This is a genomic window from Prolixibacter sp. NT017 (assembly GCF_009617875.1).
Lineage (GTDB): Bacteria > Bacteroidota > Bacteroidia > Bacteroidales > Prolixibacteraceae > Prolixibacter.
Map to the genome: position 1 here is coordinate 1,219,275 of NZ_BLAV01000001.1, position 20,194 is coordinate 1,239,468.

Consider the following 20,194-nt stretch of genomic DNA (forward strand, 5'->3'; position numbering starts at 1 on the left):
TATTCATATCGCAATGCTTCTACCGCGACGCTTCATTCGGGATTTCGTTACTCATATCTCAGCGCTTCCACCGGATTCCTCCTTGCTGCTTTCCAGCTTTGCCAGCTAACGGTAAATAGGGCAATTCCTAATGCCAGTATGCCAGCCAGGGCAAAGATCCACCAGCTCAAACTGGTTTTGTACGCGAAGTTTTCCAACCATTTATGCATGACAAACCAGGCAACCGGCGTGGCAATTAGGAAAGCAATAGCGACCCACTTGATAAAATCCATATTGAGCAAGGTCATTACCTCTGAAACTTTCGCCCCGTTAACTTTACGGATACCGATCTCCTTGGTACGCTGGCGCGTTGTAAATACGGTCAGACCAAACAGGCCGATTAGGGCAATGAACATAGCCAGTAAACTGAAAAAACCAATAGTCTTTTGCTGGGCCTGATAAGATTGATAGTTGGATGCCAACGCATCATCGAGAAATGAAATCTGAAAAGGAGTTTCCGGAAACCTGTTCGTCCAGAGTTTCTTTATTTGATGGAGCAAACTTTGTATATCGGCTGTTTGAAAACGAACGTTAACTACCTGGTAGCCCCATCCATCCCACGATGGATTTGACATGATGATTAATGGCTGGATACTGCTGGTCAATGGTTTGAAATTGAAGTTATTTACGACGCCAATCACGTTTAGTTTTCCATCACGGTCAATTTCTTTACCAATTGGGTTTTTCCATCCGGCCCTTTTTACCAGCTGTTGATTAACCAATACGGCATTTTTGTCGAGGCTTTTATTTTCCCTGAAGTTTCTGCCTCTAATAATATGGACGTCGAAGCATTTAAAAAAGTCTGCATCGGTGTAGAGTGCATTTATGATAGTTCGCTGTTGTTCTCCTTCCAATTTGTATCCATTTGCGGTCAATCCGTTACCTACAGGCTGACTACTTAGGCTTACGGCGTGAACAGAAGCTAATTGGAGTAAATCCTGTTTGAACCCATTCAGTTCATTGTTGATGAATTCGTCGTCAGAGTAGACAGAAAGAACATTATTCTTGTCAAAACCTAATTCATGATTCAATAAAAAACTGTTTTGTCTGGCTACGACAAAAACGGAAACAAGCAAAAGAATGACGACGGCAAATTGAAAAGAAACCAGTAGTCTGTTTCTCATTTTTCCGGATACGTCCGTCATTGTTGTATTCTTTAATGCTTCAATTGATTTTGTTTTTATCACTTTTCTTGATGAAAAAAAGGAGACAACAAGTGATAAAAGAGAAATGATAATTAGTAGAAAGACTACTATAGATAAGACTGATTCCTGCATAGAGACAGTCGTTTGTAGGTAGGTATTCAGGAAAGGTAAAAACACCTGAAGGAGGATAATTCCCACTAACGAAGCGGTCGCTGTTAATATCAGGACTTCAATGAAAGTCTGAAATATCAGTGCGTATTTTTCTGCACCAAAGATTTTAAGAAGACCCAAATCTTTCTTTTTTGCAAGTCTCTGGGCGGTATATAGAATAATATAATTGACTATGGCCAGTAATAAAATCAGCAGGGTGATACTGCCAATAATATAGATGCTGCTTTTGCTGCGATTTGAAGAGCAATCGTATTGAATGGAGCCATCTGATAAGTGTACATTTTCAATATTTTGCAATGATGCAGAATAGGACCACCCCGAACGATTCCATTTGTCATTAATCTTTTTCTGAAGAAAATCCGGAAATGCCTTCTCTATTTGTTGAGGGGAAGTGCCCTTTGAGAGTTCCAGGTACGAAAGCATTGTCCATCCGCCATCCCATCCTTTGTAATCATCGCTTTGTCCGATGTATTTTAATGAGATAATAGCATCAAAAGTGAGGTGGGTGTTGCGAGGAGGATTGGCCGCAATTCCGGTAACCGTGAGTAATTTATGGTTGTATTTGAGTGTTTTACCAATCGGGTTGGAATTTCCGAATAGTTGTTTGGCTGTATGTTCACTCAGTACAATTTTATCTGCATTGTTCAGTACAGTTGTTGGATTTCCTGTGAGCAATTTAAAATGGAAAAAAGGGAAGAAATTGTCATCCGCAAAACGAAGATTATTTATTGAATAAAGGGCGTTACCAGAATATACCTTCGCAGGATTTTCCATGGTCACACGACAATATGCATCAATTCCAGGTATTTCTGATTTCATATCGGGTGCCACCGGATAATATACAAATGCAGATGATGAGACGCCCCGGTTAGTCTTGGTTGTACTGACTACCCGATAAATTCGATTATGGTTTGGGAAAAACTTATCGAAACTAAATTCATATTTTACAAACAGAAATAGAAAAAGACAAGCTGCAATTCCTATAGAGAATCCCAAAATATTAATAATGGAATTCATTTTGTTTTTCAAAATATTCCGTAAAGCGAGTTTGAAAAAGATAACATCCATTTTTTTCTATTTTACTCGTTTGTTTGATTCAATTGAGCAGTCGCTACTGATTTGATTTATTCGTACCTCAGTGCTTCAACAGGATTTCGTGCTGAAGCTTTCCAGCTTAATTCTTTGGAAAAGTTAATCAAAAAAAATGCCCTTATCGATAAGGGCATGTATATCAAGTGATAGTATGTTGTGTATTACACGGATTTTATCAAAAACTTTGACAACCGTGTCAATTATCTTGTCAATATAAGCTTGGGTTTTAGTTCATCTTTTCTTTCACCATGGCTTCCAGTGCATCAATCCATAGCGGTTGGTCGTTGAGGCTTTCCACCATCGTGAGTGTTTCGCCACCGTTGCCGGTGAAGAAGCGTTTGTAATCGATGCCGATTTCCACGCGGGTTTCCAGACAGTCGGCGACAAACGACGGAGCTGCCACCAATAGCTTTTTCACGCCTTGTTTGGCTTGTTCTTCTAATAATTTATCGGTAAACGGTTTGATCCATTTGTCCGATAGGCGCGATTGAAAGGAGACCGTATAATCACCGGGTTTGAGTCCGAGTTCGTCTGCCAGTTTGCGAGAAGTAGCATAACAGGCGGCTTTGTAGCAGAAGGTCCCGTGTGCCGGCATCGCTTCATGACAGGTACAGGTAGTGTTGCTGATGCCGGGGTGTGATTTGTCGAGATGACGCAAGGGGAGACCGTGATAGGAAAAGATGATGTGGTCGTACTCCTCCGGCTTTTGTTCACGGATGCGTTCGGCGAAAGCTTGAATGAAATCTGGACGGTCGTAAAACTGACTAATGACCTGTACATCGGGAATGACATTCCATTTCCGTACAGCCGCCCAGAACGCTTCGATGGCAGTTCCGGTGGAGGAGGAAGCGTATTGCGGGAAAAGGGGCAGCAGGATGATGCGCTCGAATCCGCCTTCCTTAATTTGCTTCAAAGCGGCTTTTAGTGACGGATTACCGTATCGCATGGCCACGAATACCTTATCACCTCCCGGCAGGCGTGCTTCCAGTTTTTCCTGAACGCTGTTGGCAAAAACAACCAGTGGCGAGCCTTCTTCAGTCCAAAGTTGCTGGTACAATTTCATCGATTTTGGGGCCCGGAACGGAACGATGATCAGGTTCACCAGAATCTTTTGCAGTAGCCAGGGAATGTCAATCACCCTTCGGTCGTTGAGGAACTGAAACAGGTAGCGACGAACACTGCCAACCTTCGGCTCGTCGGGTGTTCCGACATTCATCAGGAGAACAGCTGTTTTCTTTACGGCCATGAAAGCAATTTTAGGTAGTTAAATTTTTGTTTAGGAAACAAGTTAATCTGTTAAACAGTTCACCCAGTCGATATCTTTTTTCAGTAACGAAAGGGTTTCTGCTTCGCGTGAACCGGATTCCGGTGTGTAGTTGTATTCCCAAACGGCTTCCGGTGGCATGCTCACCAAAATACTTTCGGTATTTCCACCCGAGGCCAGCCCGAACTTGGTTCCCCGGTCATATACCAGGTTGAACTCCACATATCGGCCACGCCGCATTCGCTGCCATTTTTCTTCTCGTTCGGTGAATGGCTTATCGGCATATTTGTCCAGTTGTCTGGCGTACATTTCCGGGTACGCACTCGCCAAATCGATGGTGAATTGCAGCAACTTTTCAAAAGGTACCTCTTCGGTGGGTTTTAACCGGTCGAAGAAAATACCACCCACGCCCCGTGTTTCATCACGGTGAGGAATGAAAAAGTAGTCGTCAGCCCATTTTTTATAATCGGGATAGAACGAAGGTGAATACTGGTCGCAGATTTCCTTCAGTTTCCGGTGAAATTGCTGTGCTCCGGCTTTGTCGATGTAATGCGGTGTGAGGTCGATGCCGCCGCCGAACCATTGTATGCCGTTGTCGAGACTGAAATGGCGAACGTTCATGTGAATAATCGGAGCGTTTGGGTTTACCGGATGCAGAATGGAGGAGATCCCGGTAGCCGCATATGCCGAAGCTTTTTCGCCAAGCAGTTTTTCCATTTGGGCACTGTAGATGCCTTCCACGTGCGAGAAGTTAATGGCTCCCTTGGCAATCTTATCTCCGCCGGCAATTACCCGCGTCATGCCACCGCCAATGTTTTTTTTCCATATATCGCGACTGAACGTGGCTTTGCCGTCGGCCTGTTCGAGGCGGGCGCACATTTTCTCCTGCAATTCGCTGTAAAGCTCCGCTATCCGGGCTGTCTCTTTCATCAAATTTCTTTTTCGGTTATCATTCGTGCCTGTTTGATGCGATCGGCCATCCCAATACCGTTCCGGATGTTTCCAGCCAGAATCAACCCGGGATATTTTCCTTCCAGGCGATCGATCATCTCAAAGCGTTCTTTCGAACTGGCACCATATTGCGGAATGGCGTGCCGGTAGCGGTAAATGTGCTGAAGGTCCGGTTTCAGTTCCGTCAGTTTCATCATCGGGACCAGTTCCTTTTCCAGCACCTGCTGAATTCGCTCGTCACTGTAATCAATCATCTCCGGATGGCGGATACCGCCCATGAAGACCGATAAGACAGCGCCACCTTCCGGTGCACGGTTTTGAAAGAACGACGAGGTAAATAGTACACCCAGCATATTCTTGTTTTCCTTCGCGGGAATTAGGCCGCCAAAGGCATTGAGCGGCATTCCTTTCCAGTTCTTAAATCCCAGGATGACCTGCGAAACAGTCGCGTATTCTAGTTCCAGGAAGGGAGCCAGTTCCTCATCTGCTAGAAATGGATAAAGACCGGCAAATGCATGTCCGCCAACGGTTGAAATAACCTTGGGTGCCCGGATGGTTTGTGTTTCTCCATCTGCGGTGGTCGTGACGGTGAATCCGTCCCGGTCCGGCTGAACCTGTGTGTTTTCGGCACCCAGCGTAATGCTTTCCAGTCCTACTGACTTTTCCAGCGCCTTAATCAATGACGCGAGACCTCCTTTGGCCGAGAAAACCTCGCGGGTCGCTTTTTCATCCCGCGGCTCTTTGGGCTCTTTCCGTTTTTTCATGGCGCCGCCCACAAAGCTGCCATAGTTCTGTTCCAGGTTGAACAGTTTGGGCAAGGCAAACTCGGTGACGAGGTATTCCGGGGCACCGGCATATACACCCGAGATAAACGGATTGACCGCATAATCGAGGAAGCTTTTTCCCATCCGGCGACGGACCAGATCGGCCACCGATTCATTCGGTTTGGTACCTTTCTTCCGAAACGGTTCGCCGAGAATCCGGAACTTATCGTACCAGGTAAAGAGGGGCGTGCTAATGGCCGAAATAGGGCCGGAAGGTAACGCATGCCAGTCTTTTCCTTTCCATATGAGGCGTCGTTTGGCAGCTGGATCGGCTGTTTCGAGTGTCACGTCTTTCTGCAGTTCTTCGAAGAGTTCGGCTACATCCGGATTGCCCAGCACTCCGGTATTCGGCCCGGTTTCGAACGTAAAGCCATCCTCCTGTACGGTTTGAATCACCCCCCCGGTGTGGGTATTCTTTTCGATGACACGAACATTTTTACCCTGCTTTTTCAGGTAATGGGCGGTGGTCAGACCGGTGAGGCCTGCGCCGATAATGATGACATCGGTATTTTGTGTATTGCTCATTTGTCAGACTGGTTTGGAGAACTTGGATTCATTTTCGCCGCCCATCAACGGGTCGAACGTGGCGGCCACGTTGCGGATGAAGAGGTTTCCTTCCTCGGTGACGTGTATTTTTTCGTTATCGAATTGAATCAGACCATCGGTTTGCAGCTCATCAAGTTTTGTTTCTTCGTAGGCCACAGCCGACCGGACGGAATCTTCCGAAACGCGGCAGCGCTCAGCCATGTCGTCCCAGCGAACCTGCCGGTTGCACATCACTTCGGTCACCACTTCGCGAACAATGCGCTCGGTGTCGTTGAGTCGGTAACCTTTGGCAATCGGCAAGTGACCGTCTTCCACCTGTTGCATATAATCGTTGATGGATTTACTGTTTTGTGCATATACCTGTTCCAGCTGACTGATTCCCGATACGCCGAAAGCGTAAACCTGTCCGGTGGTCCGGCGGGTACAGTAGCCTTGGAAATTCCGGTGCAACCGGCGCTCTTTGTGGGCAATGGTCAGTTCGTCGTTGGCTAACGCGAAATGGTCAAGCCCGATGGCGTGGTAACCGCTTTCAATCAACCGTTCGCTGGCCCGGTCGAACATGGCAATCTTATCCTCGTTGCCTGGAAGACCAATCATTTCGAGGCGTTTTTGGCTCTTCTTCACCCACGGAACATGGGCGTACGAGAAAGTGACCAACCGGTCGGGCTTCATCGTGATGGCCTTTTCGATGGCCGAAATAAAGCTGTCGACGGTTTGGTTGGGCAAGCCGTAAATGAAATCGAGGTTCACATCTACCGGTTCGTCGCCCTCTTTCAGCAGTTGAATCAGTTCGTCCACCGGAAGTTGGGACGGATCCCGGTTAACGGCTTTCAATACGTCGATATCGAAATCCTGGATACCGATGCTGAAGCGCCTGAATCCGGCTCCTTTTAATCGTTTTACCGACTCTTCGTCGAGATGGGCCGGGTTGCATTCGATGGCAATCTCCGGTTGTTCGATGAACGAAAAATTATCGAACAACAGCTGGTTCAACTCTTCCAGGTAATGAACCGGAATAGCGTTGGGTGTACCACCGCCGTAGTGAATTTGGGAAACTTTCCGTCCGGGGCCGATGTATTCTTTCACCATTTCCACCTCCTTCTTCATTGCCTCCATGTATCGCTTCACGGTTTCATCCTTTTTCATGGGGAAGGAGTTGCAGCCGCAGAAAAAACACATTTTCCGGCAAAACGGAATGTGGAAATAGAACGAGATGTTTTGCGGTTCCCAGCCATTCGACTCAGCCAGTGCTTTCCGATAATCGGTTTCGGTAAAGCTTTCGGTAAAGAAATTGGCCGGTGGATAGCTAGTGTAACGCGGTACCGGACGGTTGTATTTTTCTAATAATTCGTTATTCATTCTTGATGCATTTATGACCGTTTCCAGTCGGCATTCTTTGCCCAGTCGGCCAGAAAGCGGGCGTTTTCAAACGGGATGCCGGGCATAAAGCCGTGTCCCAGGTTGAAAATCCAGTTTTGATTTTCCGCGCCAAAGCGGAGGTATTTTTTCAGTTCTTTTTCGATCTCTTCCTGCGGTGCAAACAGCAGCCGCGGGTCGATATTCCCCTGCAGCCCGATTTCGGAATGGACCAGTTTTCGGGCGGTAGTCAGCGGTGTTTGCCAGTCGATGCTGAGGAAATCTGCCTCTTCGGGTGAAATACCGGCCAACCCGGTACCTATTCCTTTCGGGAAGAAGATGAACGGCAGTCCGGCTTCGCGGACTACCTGCGCGATTTTCCGCACGGGCGGCAAAAAGAGTTCTTCGTAAACATCGAATGGTAGCAGGCCCGCGTGGGTATCGAACAGTTGAAACACATCAATGCCATGGGCGATTTGTCCCTTGATGTACTCGATGGACATCTCCGTGAGGGCGTCAATCAGCTGCTTTGTGGTTTCCTTATTTTCGTAAATAAACCGAATCGCATCCGGGAAATCACCTTTACGTCCCAATCCCTGCAGCATGAACAACAGCACGGTGAGCGGTGCCCCGCAAAAGCCGATGAGCGGGATGTTAGCCGGCTTGGTGCGGTTGATTTCGTCAATCACGGCGTAGATGTAATCCAGTTTCGCCGGATCGGGAAAGAGGCCGGCAACCGGGTTTTCCCGGAAGGCGAGGGGCTCTTCAAAAACAGGACCGTCGTCGGTGAAGTCGAGGCCCATGCCCATAGCGTACGGAACTACCAGGATATCTGAAAACAGGATGGCCGCATCGACGCCTAAATCGTCTACCGGAAGGAGGGTTACCTGGGCCGCCACTTCCGGATTTTGCATCATCTGCCAGAACGTGTATTGCTTTTTAATCTCCAGGTAGGAGGGCAACACACGGCCGGCCTGGCGCATAAACCACACCGGGGGCCGCTCGGTCGGTTCGCCTTTCAGGGTACGTAATAAAGTGGATTCGGTCGGGTTTGTCTGCATCAGGGTATTAGCCTTTCTGTTTGATTTTTTGCAATGCGTTGTAACTGGCCTCGATGGTGCGCTGAATGTCTTCGTCGCTGTGAGCGGCCGAAACAAAGCCGGCTTCGAATTGCGACGGCGCCATGTAGATGCCGCTTTCCAGCGAGTATTTGAAATAATCGGAGAAGACCTTCGTATCGCATTTCATCACATCGGCAAAGGAGGTCACCTTCTCTTCTTTCGTGAAGAAGAGGGTAAACATGGACCCGACGCGGTTCACCACGGCCGGGAAATCCAGTTTGCGGAGGTTGTTCTTCAGGCCTTCTTCCAGCATGCCGGCTTTCCGCTCCAGATCGTCATAAATCATCGAGTCGTTGTCCAGCAATCGCAACTGCGTCAATCCGGCGGCCATGGCCAGCGGATTTCCCGAAAGGGTTCCGGCCTGGTAAACGGGGCCGTGCGGTGCCAGGTGATCCATGATTTCTTTTTTACCACCATAAGCGCCGACCGGCAATCCGCCACCGATGATTTTCCCTAAGGTCGTTAAATCGGGCTCAATGCCCAGCAGGCTTTGTGCGCCGCCTTTGGCTACACGGAAACCGGTCATTACTTCATCGAAAATGAGGAGTGCTCCGTGTTTTGTACACAGGTCGCGGACGCCCTGCATGAATTCTTTCGTCGGAACCACCACGCCCATGTTGCCGGTAACGGGCTCGATGATGAGCGCGGCAATGTTGTCGCCGTGTTTTTCAAAATGGGCGGCAACCGAATCCAAATCGTTGAATTGGGCCGTGAGTGTGTCGTGTGCTGTTCCGGTGGTGACGCCCGGTGTATTGGGTGTTCCGAAAGTCAAAGCGCCGGAGCCGGCAGCAATCAGGAAACTGTCGTTGTGACCGTGGTAGCAGCCTTCGAATTTGATGACCAAATCGCGGCCGGTATAGCCACGGGCCAGGCGCAGGGCACTCATGGTGGCCTCGGTGCCCGAGTTCACCATTCGCACACTCTCGATGGACGGCATCATCTTCCGCACTTGTTTGGCCATTTCGGTTTCCAGCAGGGTGGGAGCGCCAAAACTGGTGCCCTTCTGTATGGTTTCGGCCAATGCCTTCAGCACGTCGGGGTGGGAGTGACCGAGAATCATCGGTCCCCACGAACCTACATAATCGATGTATTCGTTGCCGTCGATGTCACGGACTTTGGAGCCTTGGGCACTTTCGATGAAGACCGGATCGCTTTCCACGCTCCTGAACGAACGCACCGGTGAGTTCACTCCGCCGGGGATGTACTCCAGCGCTTCCTGAAAGGCCTGTATGCTTTTGGTAAATTCCATGTATATGATATTTTATTTCCGCTCGTTTAATCCACAAAAATAACAAATATGCCGGCTCGGGGTTGTAATATTTTTGTTGTTTCAGTCGACTGGGGAATTTAATGGGAAGGATGGAAAGTAGATGATAGAGAATAAGCCGTCGGGGCGAATTGATATTCGCCCAATTCCTCCGAATCCCGTTCGGATTTCGCTTCGCTCTTTTTAGGGGCGGTATTCTCTTTTCGGGCGAATGCGATTCGCCCGTACGGGCCGGTCGATTATTTCAGCTTATCCTTCTTCCAGTTTGCGGGATTATTGATGATATAGTTGGAGATATTCCGGTAAGCTTTTTCTGATTTGATAATATGCTCGTAATAGTTGCGCTGCCAGATGGAGCCCTCTCCCGATAGGAGCGCCGTTGGGGCGAATTGCAATTCGCCCGTATCCAATCCTTCCTTAGCCCGATCTATTGGAAATTCGCCCGTATCCAATTCGGCCAATTCGCTCTCCTGAGAAGTGGGATTTTCCTTTGGGGCGAATAGCCATTCGCCCGTATCTGGCTCGAATAGCGATTCGCCCGTCCTATCGCCGCCGCTTTCTTTTATTTCCCGAATGAGCTGATGAATCCGTTTGGTGGTGGCTCCTTTGTAGCCCCGGATGATGGCGCCGATGGTGTGGGATGGGGAATGAAATTTTCCGATTTCATCCTTTCCGGGGTTGCTGATTTGATAATCGATGCTGATGATGCCGTGCATGTGGTTGGGCATGATGATGAATTCGCCCAGTGAGGTATTATTCCTGATTTCGGGTGTTTTGGCCCATTCTTCCTTGGCTATTTCTCCCAATGGATTCAGCAACAGCTCTCCGTTGATAATCCGGCCAAATAGGTTCTTCCGCTGAGCCGTGCAAAGCGTAATAAAATATAGCCCTTTCCCGGCGTAATCGTAGTTCCTTAAACGGATGCTTCTTCGGTGGTGTCGGCTGGGATCATACATTTTCAATCATTCGGTTCTGTTGTCAGATTGCTTTTCACAGAACAAGTTAGGAATGATTGGGGGCATCTGCAATGGTTTCTGTTGGCTGATAGGTATTTGATATTGGCGAAATCACTCATTTGAGCAGGAATTGGAAAAGTCGTAGTGGGGTGCATGAGTCTTAAGTCTTGGCAGATGCCAGCAATGGCATTTGTCAAAGTGTTATAGGAATGCTAATTCTTATTTCTTATTAACTCAATTAATTCCAAAATTCTAGATGGTAGCTGGCCCTCAAAGTACTCGAAAACTAAAGCATTACCAGTAAGAAAATGACTTGATAGTTCAACCCAGTTGTCGATACTTATTGCTCCATTAAGTTTAAATAATTTAGTTGAAAGCGTCTTTATATGTGATTCAAATTTGTCATTGTGGTTTAAATCGGAATCCCTTCTTGTTAAGTATTCTCTTTCTGTGTAAAAATGAATAGCACCATCGAAATGTCTAAATGTTTTTTTTAATAAATCATATTCCGCATGTAGGTATTTTACTGGGTGATATTTTTTGCCATCAATGTTGACCTGAGAGTTTTCTTGCTTGAACTCCTCTAGTTGAAAAGTTTTGATATTATTACTTGTATACCACTTAATATCTAAAGAATATGCATTCGCAAAGTGTATATCAATATCCATTGAGTCAAATTCTAGAGGAGGCCTTAATTTCACGATGCCATCTGGAATTTCATTTATCTTTCTATTAAATTTTGCACCATACCATGTATCGCGCTCAAGACACATTGTCGAGTCAATGTTTACCCTTAGTCGATCATAATCAAGGGAAATGAATTTTTCACATTCAGGATAGTTTGTATAACAAAAGATATCAATAAAACGTGGAGCAAAACCATTATGCTTGCGGGAATTTCTTCTGAAGAAATGACTTGCCATTGCAATTGTTTTATTTGAGTAGAAATAACCAGAGTTGAATGATTTTTGATTGAATTCGTTTTCTAATTGAGTGTAATTAACTAGATTTTCTTTATCTACATTAAGGTTAGGGTGAAGACTTTTTACTATTTCTGGATATTCGGCTATTATCCCAATTGTTCGGTCGTAATGAAAATTGCCTAATGAAAGTTTAACTCCAAAATCTTTACAATAATCAATGAAGGAGTATATTAAATCCTGGTTTTCGTCAAGTTGCTGCTTTTCTTCTTCTTGCAGTGCTTTGATATAGTTTTCATAAATTTCTTTCATTTTAACTTTTTATATTAATATCTAGCTTGTAGACAATTCATTGTTCATAATAGGTGTGTCTGACATTGTCCTTAATCCTCCATACCGGGATGTATCGTGTACTTATTATGTCCTTTCAAAAGTAGTCATTGGTGAATTGGATTTCATCGTTTGGTTTTCTGCTTATCATCCATCGGTTTTTCGCCATTGAAAGTAACGTTTTTTATCATAAAACGAAAGTGAGACCTGGGTGAAATGTTGGTGGATTCAGCCACGCACATTTGTGCAGGGCTTCCCTGTGGATTAGACGGGGCACGCACATTCGTGTATGTCTTCGCTGAGAGTTGGAGGAGGCACACACGTTTGTGAAAGGCTTTCCTAATGAATTAGACGACACACGCACATTTGTGCAAGGCTTCTCTAATGGATTGGACGAGGCACGCACGTTTGTGTACGTCTTCCCTGAGAGTTGGACGAGGCACGCACATTTGTTGATGGCTTTCCTAATGAATTAGACGACACACGCACATTTGTGCAAGGCTTCTCTAATGGATTGGACGTGGCACGCACGTTTGTGTATAGCCTGTTTATGGCGAAGCGAATAAAAGCAATGGACTGAAAGGGGCGAATATAGTTGAATCGACTACAGATAAACAATAGAATGGCTAATAGCTATGATTTTTCGGATATTTACCATAAATTAGTGTATCTGTTAAGTAATAAATCAATTACAGGGTGTTTTACCAGACGGATTGACAAACCAAAAAATGAAATTTAACTTTTAAATCAGATTTATGATTCCAAAAATTAACAACAAAAGTAGAAATGCCGAAGTAGACGGCACTGCTAAACGCATGATCAATGCCTGGAATAGCGCAGGTATAGCCGATGATGCCCACCTGACCACCATTTTTAACCTCGTGGATGCGGGTGAAAAGAAACTTCTCACAGCGATTAATCGCTCGAAAGCCGAATCGGAACTCGATGAAAAAGATGAAGTCCGCGATAATCAATTCCGCTTGCTGTATAATTTGGTACAGGGAGCGCTCGGTCATCCCGACCCATTGGTCCGGACAGCCGCTGAGAAGCTGTTTGCTATACTCGACAGGTATAGTTTGTCAATTATCAAGGAGAATTATGTAACCGAGTCGTCGCTGATCGGTTCGTTGCTGGAAGAACTGTCCGATGCCAGCCTGGAAACGTCTGTTGCTGCAGTTTCGGGATGTGCCGAACTGATTGCTTCGCTGAAAGTTGCCCAGGATGATTTCGAGAATGTCCGTACAGCCTATGAATCCGAAAAGGACCTGGATAGCAAAACGGCTAACGCTACTACACTGAAAAAACAGCTTGTCCTCGTCATTAACAAAAAGCTGGTGCCGTATCTCCGGGTTGTTTCGGGGAATGACGAAGCCAAATATGGTGGTTTAGCCGGCACATTGACGCAAATTATTGCCGATAATAATGCGGTGGTGAAAAAGCGCCTGGCCGATGATGATTCGGCTGCTGCTTGATGCCGGTAGCTGGTTACTAAATACATATAGATACGTTCGATTCGATATATTGCTCAACAGATTGAATCCGCCTGACCGTAAATGGTTGGGCGGTTTTTTTTGTAGGCAATCTTTTTCCAATGTTTTAAACGTTGGAGAAGAGTCAAGCCGGATAATTGGGTAGATTCAATTGCCCATGGCTTCAGCCATGGGGCAGAGGGACCCTCAATACTAAAAGGGCTTTAGCCCAATTATTTCCAAGTGTTTTATTCCGGCAGCGCCGGATATATATTCATCACCCCCAATGGAATTGGGGGTTGAGAAGCCTCGTTTTTTGCAACAACCCCGAAGCGGGTTGAACAACGATATTGTTGGCTTGAATAATTCAACACCTTCGGCGTTGGAGATTAAGGAGATTGGTGTTCCACCGGTTTCACCGGCGGTGATGAATGGTTTAATCCCTCTCGGGATATTGGGCCGGTGCCCAGAACAACTTTCCGGTGTTTATGGGGGGCCCTTGTTCCTCGGGCTAAAGCCCGGGGCAATTGAAAACTCAATGGCTAAAAACAAAAAACTCCCGGGCTTTTACAACCCGGGAGCCAGACTATCTAATCTTTGACTTGTCTTACAAATCTTTTACAATATCCTGCGAGTGGTAGGTGATGATGATATCGGAACCGGCGCGTTTGATGGAAGTCAGTATCTCGCGTACAATTCGTTTTTCATCAATCCAGCCGTTGGCGGCGGCGGCTTTCACCATCGAAAATTCGCCACTCACGTTGTAGGCTGCAATGGGCATGTTGAAATTGGTTTTCACCCGCTGAATCACATCGAGGTAGCTCAAGGCCGGTTTCACCATCACAATGTCGGCACCTTCTTCAATATCCAGCGCTACTTCGCGCAATGCTTCGTTGGCATTGGCCGGGTCCATCTGGTAGGTCTGGCGGTCGCCAAACTGCGGCGCACTTTCGGCGGCATCGCGGAACGGTCCGTAAAATGCCGACGCATACTTGGCCGAGTAAGCCATGATGGGCAGGTTATGGAAACCGTTTTTATCGAGCTCCTGGCGGATGGCGCCTACGCGGCCGTCCATCATATCGCTTGGTGCGACCATATCGACGCCTTCGTTGGCCAGCGAAACACATTGTTTGGCCAGTGTAACCAGCGTAAGATCGTTGTCTACGTCGCCATCGACAACTGTTCCGCAGTGACCGTGCGTCGTGTATTCGCAGTTGCAAATATCAGCAATGATGTACAAATCCGGAACGGCCTTTTTCAGGGCACGGGTAGCTTGCTGTACAATGCCGTTGTGCTCGCAGGCTACCAAACCGGTTTCGTCCTTGTGTTCGGGTATCCCGAAAAGGAGAACGGCCTGGATGCCGATACCGTATAGACGTTTACACTCTTCCACCAACTGATCGACCGACAACTGGTAGTTGCCCGGCATCGATTTGATGGGATTGCGGACATTGGTACCCGGACAAACGAAAAGCGGCATGATGAGATCGTCGCGGGTTAAAACGGTTTCACGAACCAGGTTCCTCAGAACCGGTGTTTTGCGCAGACGGCGCAGACGAGTGGTAGGAAATGCCATAATAATTGATTTTTTATGTTATTCGTTAAATGCTATGTTGTAATGACCGGCAATGGCGGCCATTAATCCTTCTGAATTACTCATGGAAGCGACCACAACGGGGGCGATTCCGTGTTTTTCTGCCGCTTTGGCTGTGGTATACCCAATGCAGGCAAGCCGCAAAGCGGAAGATGCCACCGTATTTTTTGTCAGTTGTCTGAAGTTATCGATGCCCGACGGACTGGTGAAGATGATCAGCTCGTAATCGTCTGCTTCAATACGTCGCAGAATATCTTCGTTCATTACTTCCGGCATCACGGTTTGGTATACTTCCAGTCGTTCGACTTTTGCTTTGCCGGCAAGTTTCTCTTCGATGAGGTGACGGGCTAAGTTACCAACCAGCAGCAACACTTTTTCGCCTTCCGAAACTTGCTCATACAACTCTTCCGAAAATTCATCGCCGGTTTGTCCGTGATTGATGAAACAGGCAGAGTGGCTGTATGGTGTCAACTTGCTCGCTGTTTTCTTTCCGACCGTGGCAATCTTCATTTTTCCCGGCAGGGAATAGTTGCCCTGAACGGTTTTTAGCTGTTCAAAAAAGCAGCGAATGCCGTTGGGACTGGTGAATACCAACCAATCGAATTCGTCCAGGTGCTCCAGCGTATTGTTCATCTTTCCGCTTAGCGGAACCGGTTGGATTTCGATCATCGGGAGTTCCAATAACGTGGCGCCTTCTGCGGCGAACCATCGCTTCAGGTCCTCCGACTTGCCTTTGGGCCGGGTGGAGATAAATACCTTATGTTGCAATTGGCTATGACTCATGTTTCCTTCTTTCTGCTATTCTACCGGACGAATATTCTGCAAAATGGTTTTTCCGCCTCTTTCCAGCAGCGTTGTAGCCAGTTGGATACCGAGGTGCTCACCGTCTTTTTCATTTCCCGTGAGGGAATCCTCCAGGTATTCTGTCCCGTCTACTGATGATACGAAGCCGGTAATGGTCATTTGCCCGTTTTCCCGGCGGGTATAGCAGCCGATGGGCACCTGGCAACCGCCTTCGAGCGTGCGCAGAAAAGCACGTTCGGCGGTTCCGGCCAACCAGGTTTCTTCGTGGTTGATGCCGGCCATCAGTTCGTTAATCCAGGTATCGTCTTCTTTGGTTTCGATGGCGATGATACCCTGCGATGGCGGCGGCATCAGCTGGTCGGGCTCCAGGATTTCGGTGATATAATCGTCGAGGCCTATACGCTGCAAACCGGCAGCGGCCATGATCATCACATCGCAGTAGCCTTCTTCCATCTTGCGAAGACGGGTGTTGACGTTGCCGCGAATATCGTTGATTTGAAAATTCGGGTTATGTCGCAGGAGCGAAGCCCGGCGGCGCAGACTTGATGTGGCCAGAATATCTTCGGTCGTCAGTTCATCCAGCTTTTTCCCTTCGCGGCTGACCAGTGCGTCACGGTATTCGGCGCGTTCGAGTACGGCAGCCAGTTTCAATCCTTCCGGAAGGGTAGTAGGGAGGTCTTTCAAACTGTGAACCGCTAAGTCGACTTCGCCGGCCACCATGGCCATTTCGATTTCCTTGGTAAACAATCCCTTGTCACCGATTTTCGAAAGGGCGACATCCAGTATTTTGTCTCCTTTGGTGTGAATGATTTTGATTTCGACGGGCAGGTCCGGATAAGTTGATTCGAGCGCTTCCTTTACGGCATTCGCCTGATACAACGCAAGCTGGCTTCCGCGTGTTCCTATCCTGACAGTTTTATTTTTCATAAAATAAGAGCTTTCATCGGGTTGATTCCGGTCGGGGCCGGAATGGGTTTATTCGTTTACCTTGAATAGTTCGTTAATCACCCGTAACGATTCAGCGTCGCGGCCATTGTCGGTAATCTCCTTCAGGTTTTTGATCAGGATGCGGGCATAACGCTGCGTGAGATGATTGGTGTATTCATCTACCTGGCGCTGTACATCTTCCGAATCAATCTTCTTGTAACCGCTCAGCTCTTCCTGGTTGACCCGCTGCAGATTGGCTTTGATAGCCTTGATGGCCGGACGCAGCGAACGGCTGGCATACCAATCACAGAACTCGGCTACCACCTCGTCGATGATGGGACGGGCACTTTCAACTGCCACCAAGCGCTTTTCGGTATTTTCGGCAATGTTCTGCTTCAGGTCGTCGACACCAAATAGTTGCACGCCGGGTAACGTTCCCACACTTTCTTCCACATTCCGGGGCACCGACAAATCGATGAAAATCTGTTCGTGTCCGTTCCGCTCTTTTTTCGCGGTAGCAACCATTTCCTGGTTAATAAGATATTCAGGTGAAGAAGTTACCACCATGACAATATCGTGCGATGCCAGGTGATTGGGGTAATGTTCAAAAGGAATGGTACTACCGTTGTGGCGTTTTGCCAGGTGTTCGGCTTTTTCAAGGGTACGGTTACTCACTGAAAAATCGGTCACGCCTTTTTTTACAAGGCTTTGGAGTGCTATTCCGGCCGTATCACCGGCACCGATGAGGAGTACTTTTTTTTGCGAAAGGTCGTCAACCAGGTTGTTGCAAACTTCGACTGCTGCGGCACTCACCGAAGTTGCACCTACTTTGATGGCAGTCTCGGTACGTACGCGTTTGCCTGCTTCGAATGATTTCTGGAAAAGCCGCATCAACACGGCGTCGGTCATGTTGGCTTTGGTGCAGTGCAGGTAAGCGTCTTTCACCTGTCCAATAATCTGATCTTCACCAATCACCATGGAATCAAAACCAGCAATAACCTCGAACAGATGCCGGGCAACATCTTCGTCTTTTTTCCGGTAGAAATATTCGGCGTGTGAATTTTCCGGTTTTTTAAACTGGTTGACTTGCGCTAAGATGAGCTCAAAAGCTTTCTTTGACGGATATTTACTCTGTGAAAAATAAATCTCCGTCCGGTTACAGGTCGACAGCACCACCATGTCGGTGATGTCCGTAGCCTGTTGCACCTCTTCGTAAAAAGGCTGAATTTCCTCTGTCAGGAATGTATATTGTCCCCGGATGTCCAGGGATGCCGTCTTATGGCTGATACCTAAAAGGCCAATCATTTGTTGCTGCTTTGTGGACAACTGCCATACAAAAATACAGATTATCAGGAATATGGCGAACTGTCCTGTCGGTCAATTATAATTCAAACAATTACTTTCTTCTCGAAGGAAGAACTTTGGGAATGATTTAGCCAAAGATTGGCGGAGGCCGGGAGAATAAACGGAAAGCGAGATGATGCTTCGGAAACTGAGTAGGTGCGTCCACTATTTTATGCACAATTCCAGCGGTGTAGGACTTTTCTTCAGATACTTGCATTTCTGTCTGATCGAAATGAATGCCTGCAATGTCACTGAAAAAATGAACGGTATCCCCGGAAGTTACATCACTTTCTTCTGCAATGTTAATCGTGTTTGCCGCGATTGAATCTACTGTGTTTTCTTCGACATTCGGTTTACCCAACAACCACGATCCCAATCCTACGACGTAGAGAACGACGAGGAAAAGATAAGGCAATGTGTTCGATAATACTCCGAAAAAAAACACCGGCAGATTATTTAATTATCAATGTATTATTGTCACCCCTGTTAACTGTTTAAATTAAAGGAGTTCTGCAAACTTACTAAATCTGGCCGAGACTCTTTCTTTAAGAATGCTTAAAATTGCGTTGATATATCTCACATGATGGGCAGGATATTTCCTGTAAAGAAAAAATGTAACCCTTTTACAACCGGGCTGACTAAATAAGCAAAACCAACATTCATGCACACCAAAGAGGAACACTTTAAAGATTTGATTGCCGAGAATGAAGAGCGGTTGGTGCGAATCTGCCGGTACTATCATTCCAACGCCGAAGGACAGAAGGATTTGTACCAGGAAATATTGGTGAATATCTGGAAAAGCCTCGACAAATTTCGGGGAGAATCGTCGATCAATACCTGGATTTATCGCATCGCCGTTAATACGGCCATCAGCTTCAGCGGAAAATCGTACCGGCAATCCAAACTGATGATCAACACGGACAGTTCGGCGATGAATATCCTGTACGATCATAGCGAGCTGGAAGGTAAACTGGAACAGGAAGCTTTGTTCGAACAGCTGCAGGTAGAGCTCAACCAGCTTTCGATTATCGACAAAGCGCTGATTTCGCTTTTGCTGGAAGGATTGGCCATGAAGGAAATTGCCAACGTGATTGGTATTACCGAGCCGAACGTGAAAGTGAAAATTCACCGGATTAAGAATCAGCTGAAAGAGAAGCTTGTTCGCGATGCATGATGTTGGAAAAGCTGTCGGAGACGGCAGGAAAAGAGTGTTACATGTTAAAATTGAGACCTGTCATGAATACAAAAAATAATATTAGCGATAAATACAATCACTTGCTGGATATCAACAGATTGATGTCAGGCTTGAAAAAAGAAGATGCCCGAAATGTTCGTATTTCGCGCATATTTCAATGGCTGATGGGCGGGATGTCGTTACTATACCTGCTGGTGTTTGTTGTGAATCCCGACCATGATTTGACCTGGGGTGACCGGGTCGGAGGTGTTTGTTATGTAGTGGGTTTTCTTGTGTTTGCAATTATATTCAAAGGATTTCAGGATGAGTATAAATCGATTGATTACGGGCTGCCAACGATGGTGATGTTGAAGAAAGCTGCCGAGCGTTACCGCTTATTCCAACCCAAAAAGCTGTATGCGTTGATACCTGTTTTGTTGGTCGATATGGGCCTTGTATTTCATTCGCTGGATGGGCATCAGGATGGTTCGATGTCGATATGGGATTTTCAGTTGTTTTATCTTGCCTGTCTGGTGGGGGGACTGGGTGTCGGTATTATGATTTGGCGTGTCAAACAGAAGCCATTGCGCGATGCCGCCCGGGAATTGCTGCGGGAAATTGAATCGGAGTAAGGATATTTAGCCACACGAAATAAGAGAGCCGGAAGCCATCGAAACATAGCATGACTTCCGGTTTATTTTTTCTGGTTCATCCGTTTTTTTATTTCTTTCCTCATCACGAAAGTGCCCGCAATGATGGCAACAGAAATACCCAGCCACCCGTAGTGCCGTAAAACGTTTGGTTTCATGAAAATGGTGTACAGGTTCCAGATGGCGAAAAAAGCCATTACAATTATGAGAACAATCTGCCACCGTAGTTTATTTTGGTCACTTTGCATAG

Annotated in this window: 18 protein-coding genes; 3 read left to right on the forward strand and 15 right to left on the reverse strand. The window is 46.9% G+C overall.

The window, feature by feature from the left end; genetic code table 11:
• Positions 1-47: 47 nt before the first annotated feature.
• The 9 genes from GJU87_RS04985 to GJU87_RS05025 all read right to left on the reverse strand — a co-directional run bounded on the left by GJU87_RS04985 (position 48) and on the right by GJU87_RS05025 (position 11,964).
• A complete protein-coding gene (locus GJU87_RS04985) occupies positions 48-2,423 on the reverse strand; it encodes an ABC transporter permease (RefSeq protein ID WP_153638496.1) in 2,376 nt (791 codons plus the stop codon).
• Positions 2,424-2,673: 250 nt separating this feature from the next.
• Positions 2,674-3,693: a ferrochelatase gene (gene hemH / locus GJU87_RS04990; protein ID WP_153638497.1), complete on the reverse strand. Its 1,020-nt coding sequence runs from the start codon at positions 3,691-3,693 to the stop codon at positions 2,674-2,676.
• 42 nt (positions 3,694-3,735) lie between these two features.
• The gene (gene hemF / locus GJU87_RS04995) at positions 3,736-4,641 is read right to left on the reverse strand and encodes an oxygen-dependent coproporphyrinogen oxidase (RefSeq protein ID WP_153638498.1); all 906 of its coding nucleotides are present in this window, start codon (positions 4,639-4,641) and stop codon (positions 3,736-3,738) included.
• The gene (hemG, locus tag GJU87_RS05000) at positions 4,641-6,011 is read right to left on the reverse strand and encodes a protoporphyrinogen oxidase (RefSeq protein WP_153638499.1); all 1,371 of its coding nucleotides are present in this window, start codon (positions 6,009-6,011) and stop codon (positions 4,641-4,643) included. Before hemG ends, hemF begins: the two co-directional genes overlap by 1 nt.
• Positions 6,012-6,014: 3 nt before the next feature.
• On the reverse strand, positions 6,015-7,391 hold the full coding sequence (gene hemN, locus GJU87_RS05005; RefSeq protein ID WP_153638500.1) for an oxygen-independent coproporphyrinogen III oxidase: 1,377 nt from the start codon (positions 7,389-7,391) through the stop codon (positions 6,015-6,017).
• Between the two features lie 11 nt (positions 7,392-7,402).
• Positions 7,403-8,449, reverse strand: coding sequence for a uroporphyrinogen decarboxylase (gene hemE, locus GJU87_RS05010; RefSeq protein WP_153638501.1), 1,047 nt, complete (start codon positions 8,447-8,449; stop codon positions 7,403-7,405).
• Positions 8,450-8,456: 7 nt separating this feature from the next.
• Positions 8,457-9,758, reverse strand: coding sequence for a glutamate-1-semialdehyde 2,1-aminomutase (hemL, locus tag GJU87_RS05015; RefSeq protein ID WP_153638502.1), 1,302 nt, complete (start codon positions 9,756-9,758; stop codon positions 8,457-8,459).
• Positions 9,759-10,015: 257 nt separating this feature from the next.
• A complete protein-coding gene (locus GJU87_RS05020; protein WP_153638503.1) occupies positions 10,016-10,732 on the reverse strand; it encodes a transposase in 717 nt (238 codons plus the stop codon).
• Positions 10,733-10,944: 212 nt separating this feature from the next.
• Positions 10,945-11,964 carry a hypothetical protein gene (locus GJU87_RS05025; protein WP_153638504.1) on the reverse strand — a complete coding sequence of 340 codons (1,020 nt, stop codon included), beginning with the start codon at positions 11,962-11,964 and terminating at the stop codon, positions 10,945-10,947.
• Positions 11,965-12,737: 773 nt separating this feature from the next.
• On the opposite strand from GJU87_RS05025, the gene GJU87_RS05030 reads away from it, so the two are divergent.
• On the forward strand, positions 12,738-13,454 hold the full coding sequence (locus tag GJU87_RS05030) for a DUF6261 family protein (protein WP_153638505.1): 717 nt from the start codon (positions 12,738-12,740) through the stop codon (positions 13,452-13,454).
• Positions 13,455-14,058: 604 nt separating this feature from the next.
• Here the strand turns inward: GJU87_RS05030 and hemB are convergent.
• The 5 genes from hemB to GJU87_RS05055 form a co-directional block, all read right to left on the reverse strand.
• Positions 14,059-15,027, reverse strand: a complete 969-nt coding sequence (gene hemB, locus GJU87_RS05035) for a porphobilinogen synthase (protein ID WP_153638506.1) — start codon at positions 15,025-15,027, stop codon at positions 14,059-14,061.
• 18 nt (positions 15,028-15,045) lie between these two features.
• Complete coding sequence (locus GJU87_RS05040; protein ID WP_153638507.1) at positions 15,046-15,828, reverse strand: uroporphyrinogen-III synthase; 783 nt, start codon at positions 15,826-15,828, stop codon at positions 15,046-15,048.
• A gap of 15 nt (positions 15,829-15,843) precedes the next feature.
• On the reverse strand, positions 15,844-16,776 hold the full coding sequence (gene hemC, locus GJU87_RS05045; RefSeq protein ID WP_153638508.1) for a hydroxymethylbilane synthase: 933 nt from the start codon (positions 16,774-16,776) through the stop codon (positions 15,844-15,846).
• A gap of 48 nt (positions 16,777-16,824) precedes the next feature.
• Positions 16,825-18,081 (reverse strand): glutamyl-tRNA reductase, encoded by a 1,257-nt coding sequence (gene hemA / locus GJU87_RS05050; RefSeq protein ID WP_153638509.1) that lies wholly within the window; start codon positions 18,079-18,081, stop codon positions 16,825-16,827.
• Positions 18,082-18,208: 127 nt separating this feature from the next.
• Complete coding sequence (locus tag GJU87_RS05055) at positions 18,209-18,565, reverse strand: hypothetical protein (protein ID WP_153638510.1); 357 nt, start codon at positions 18,563-18,565, stop codon at positions 18,209-18,211.
• Between the two features lie 216 nt (positions 18,566-18,781).
• On the opposite strand from GJU87_RS05055, the gene GJU87_RS05060 reads away from it, so the two are divergent.
• Positions 18,782-19,294, forward strand: coding sequence for an RNA polymerase sigma factor (locus GJU87_RS05060; RefSeq protein ID WP_153638511.1), 513 nt, complete (start codon positions 18,782-18,784; stop codon positions 19,292-19,294).
• 62 nt (positions 19,295-19,356) lie between these two features.
• Entirely contained in the window at positions 19,357-19,926 is a 570-nt protein-coding gene (locus GJU87_RS05065) for a hypothetical protein (protein WP_153638512.1), read from the forward strand.
• Positions 19,927-19,988: 62 nt separating this feature from the next.
• Here GJU87_RS05065 and GJU87_RS05070 read toward each other — a convergent pair whose 3' ends face one another.
• Positions 19,989-20,192: a hypothetical protein gene (locus GJU87_RS05070; protein ID WP_153638513.1), complete on the reverse strand. Its 204-nt coding sequence runs from the start codon at positions 20,190-20,192 to the stop codon at positions 19,989-19,991.
• Positions 20,193-20,194: the final 2 nt, after the last annotated feature.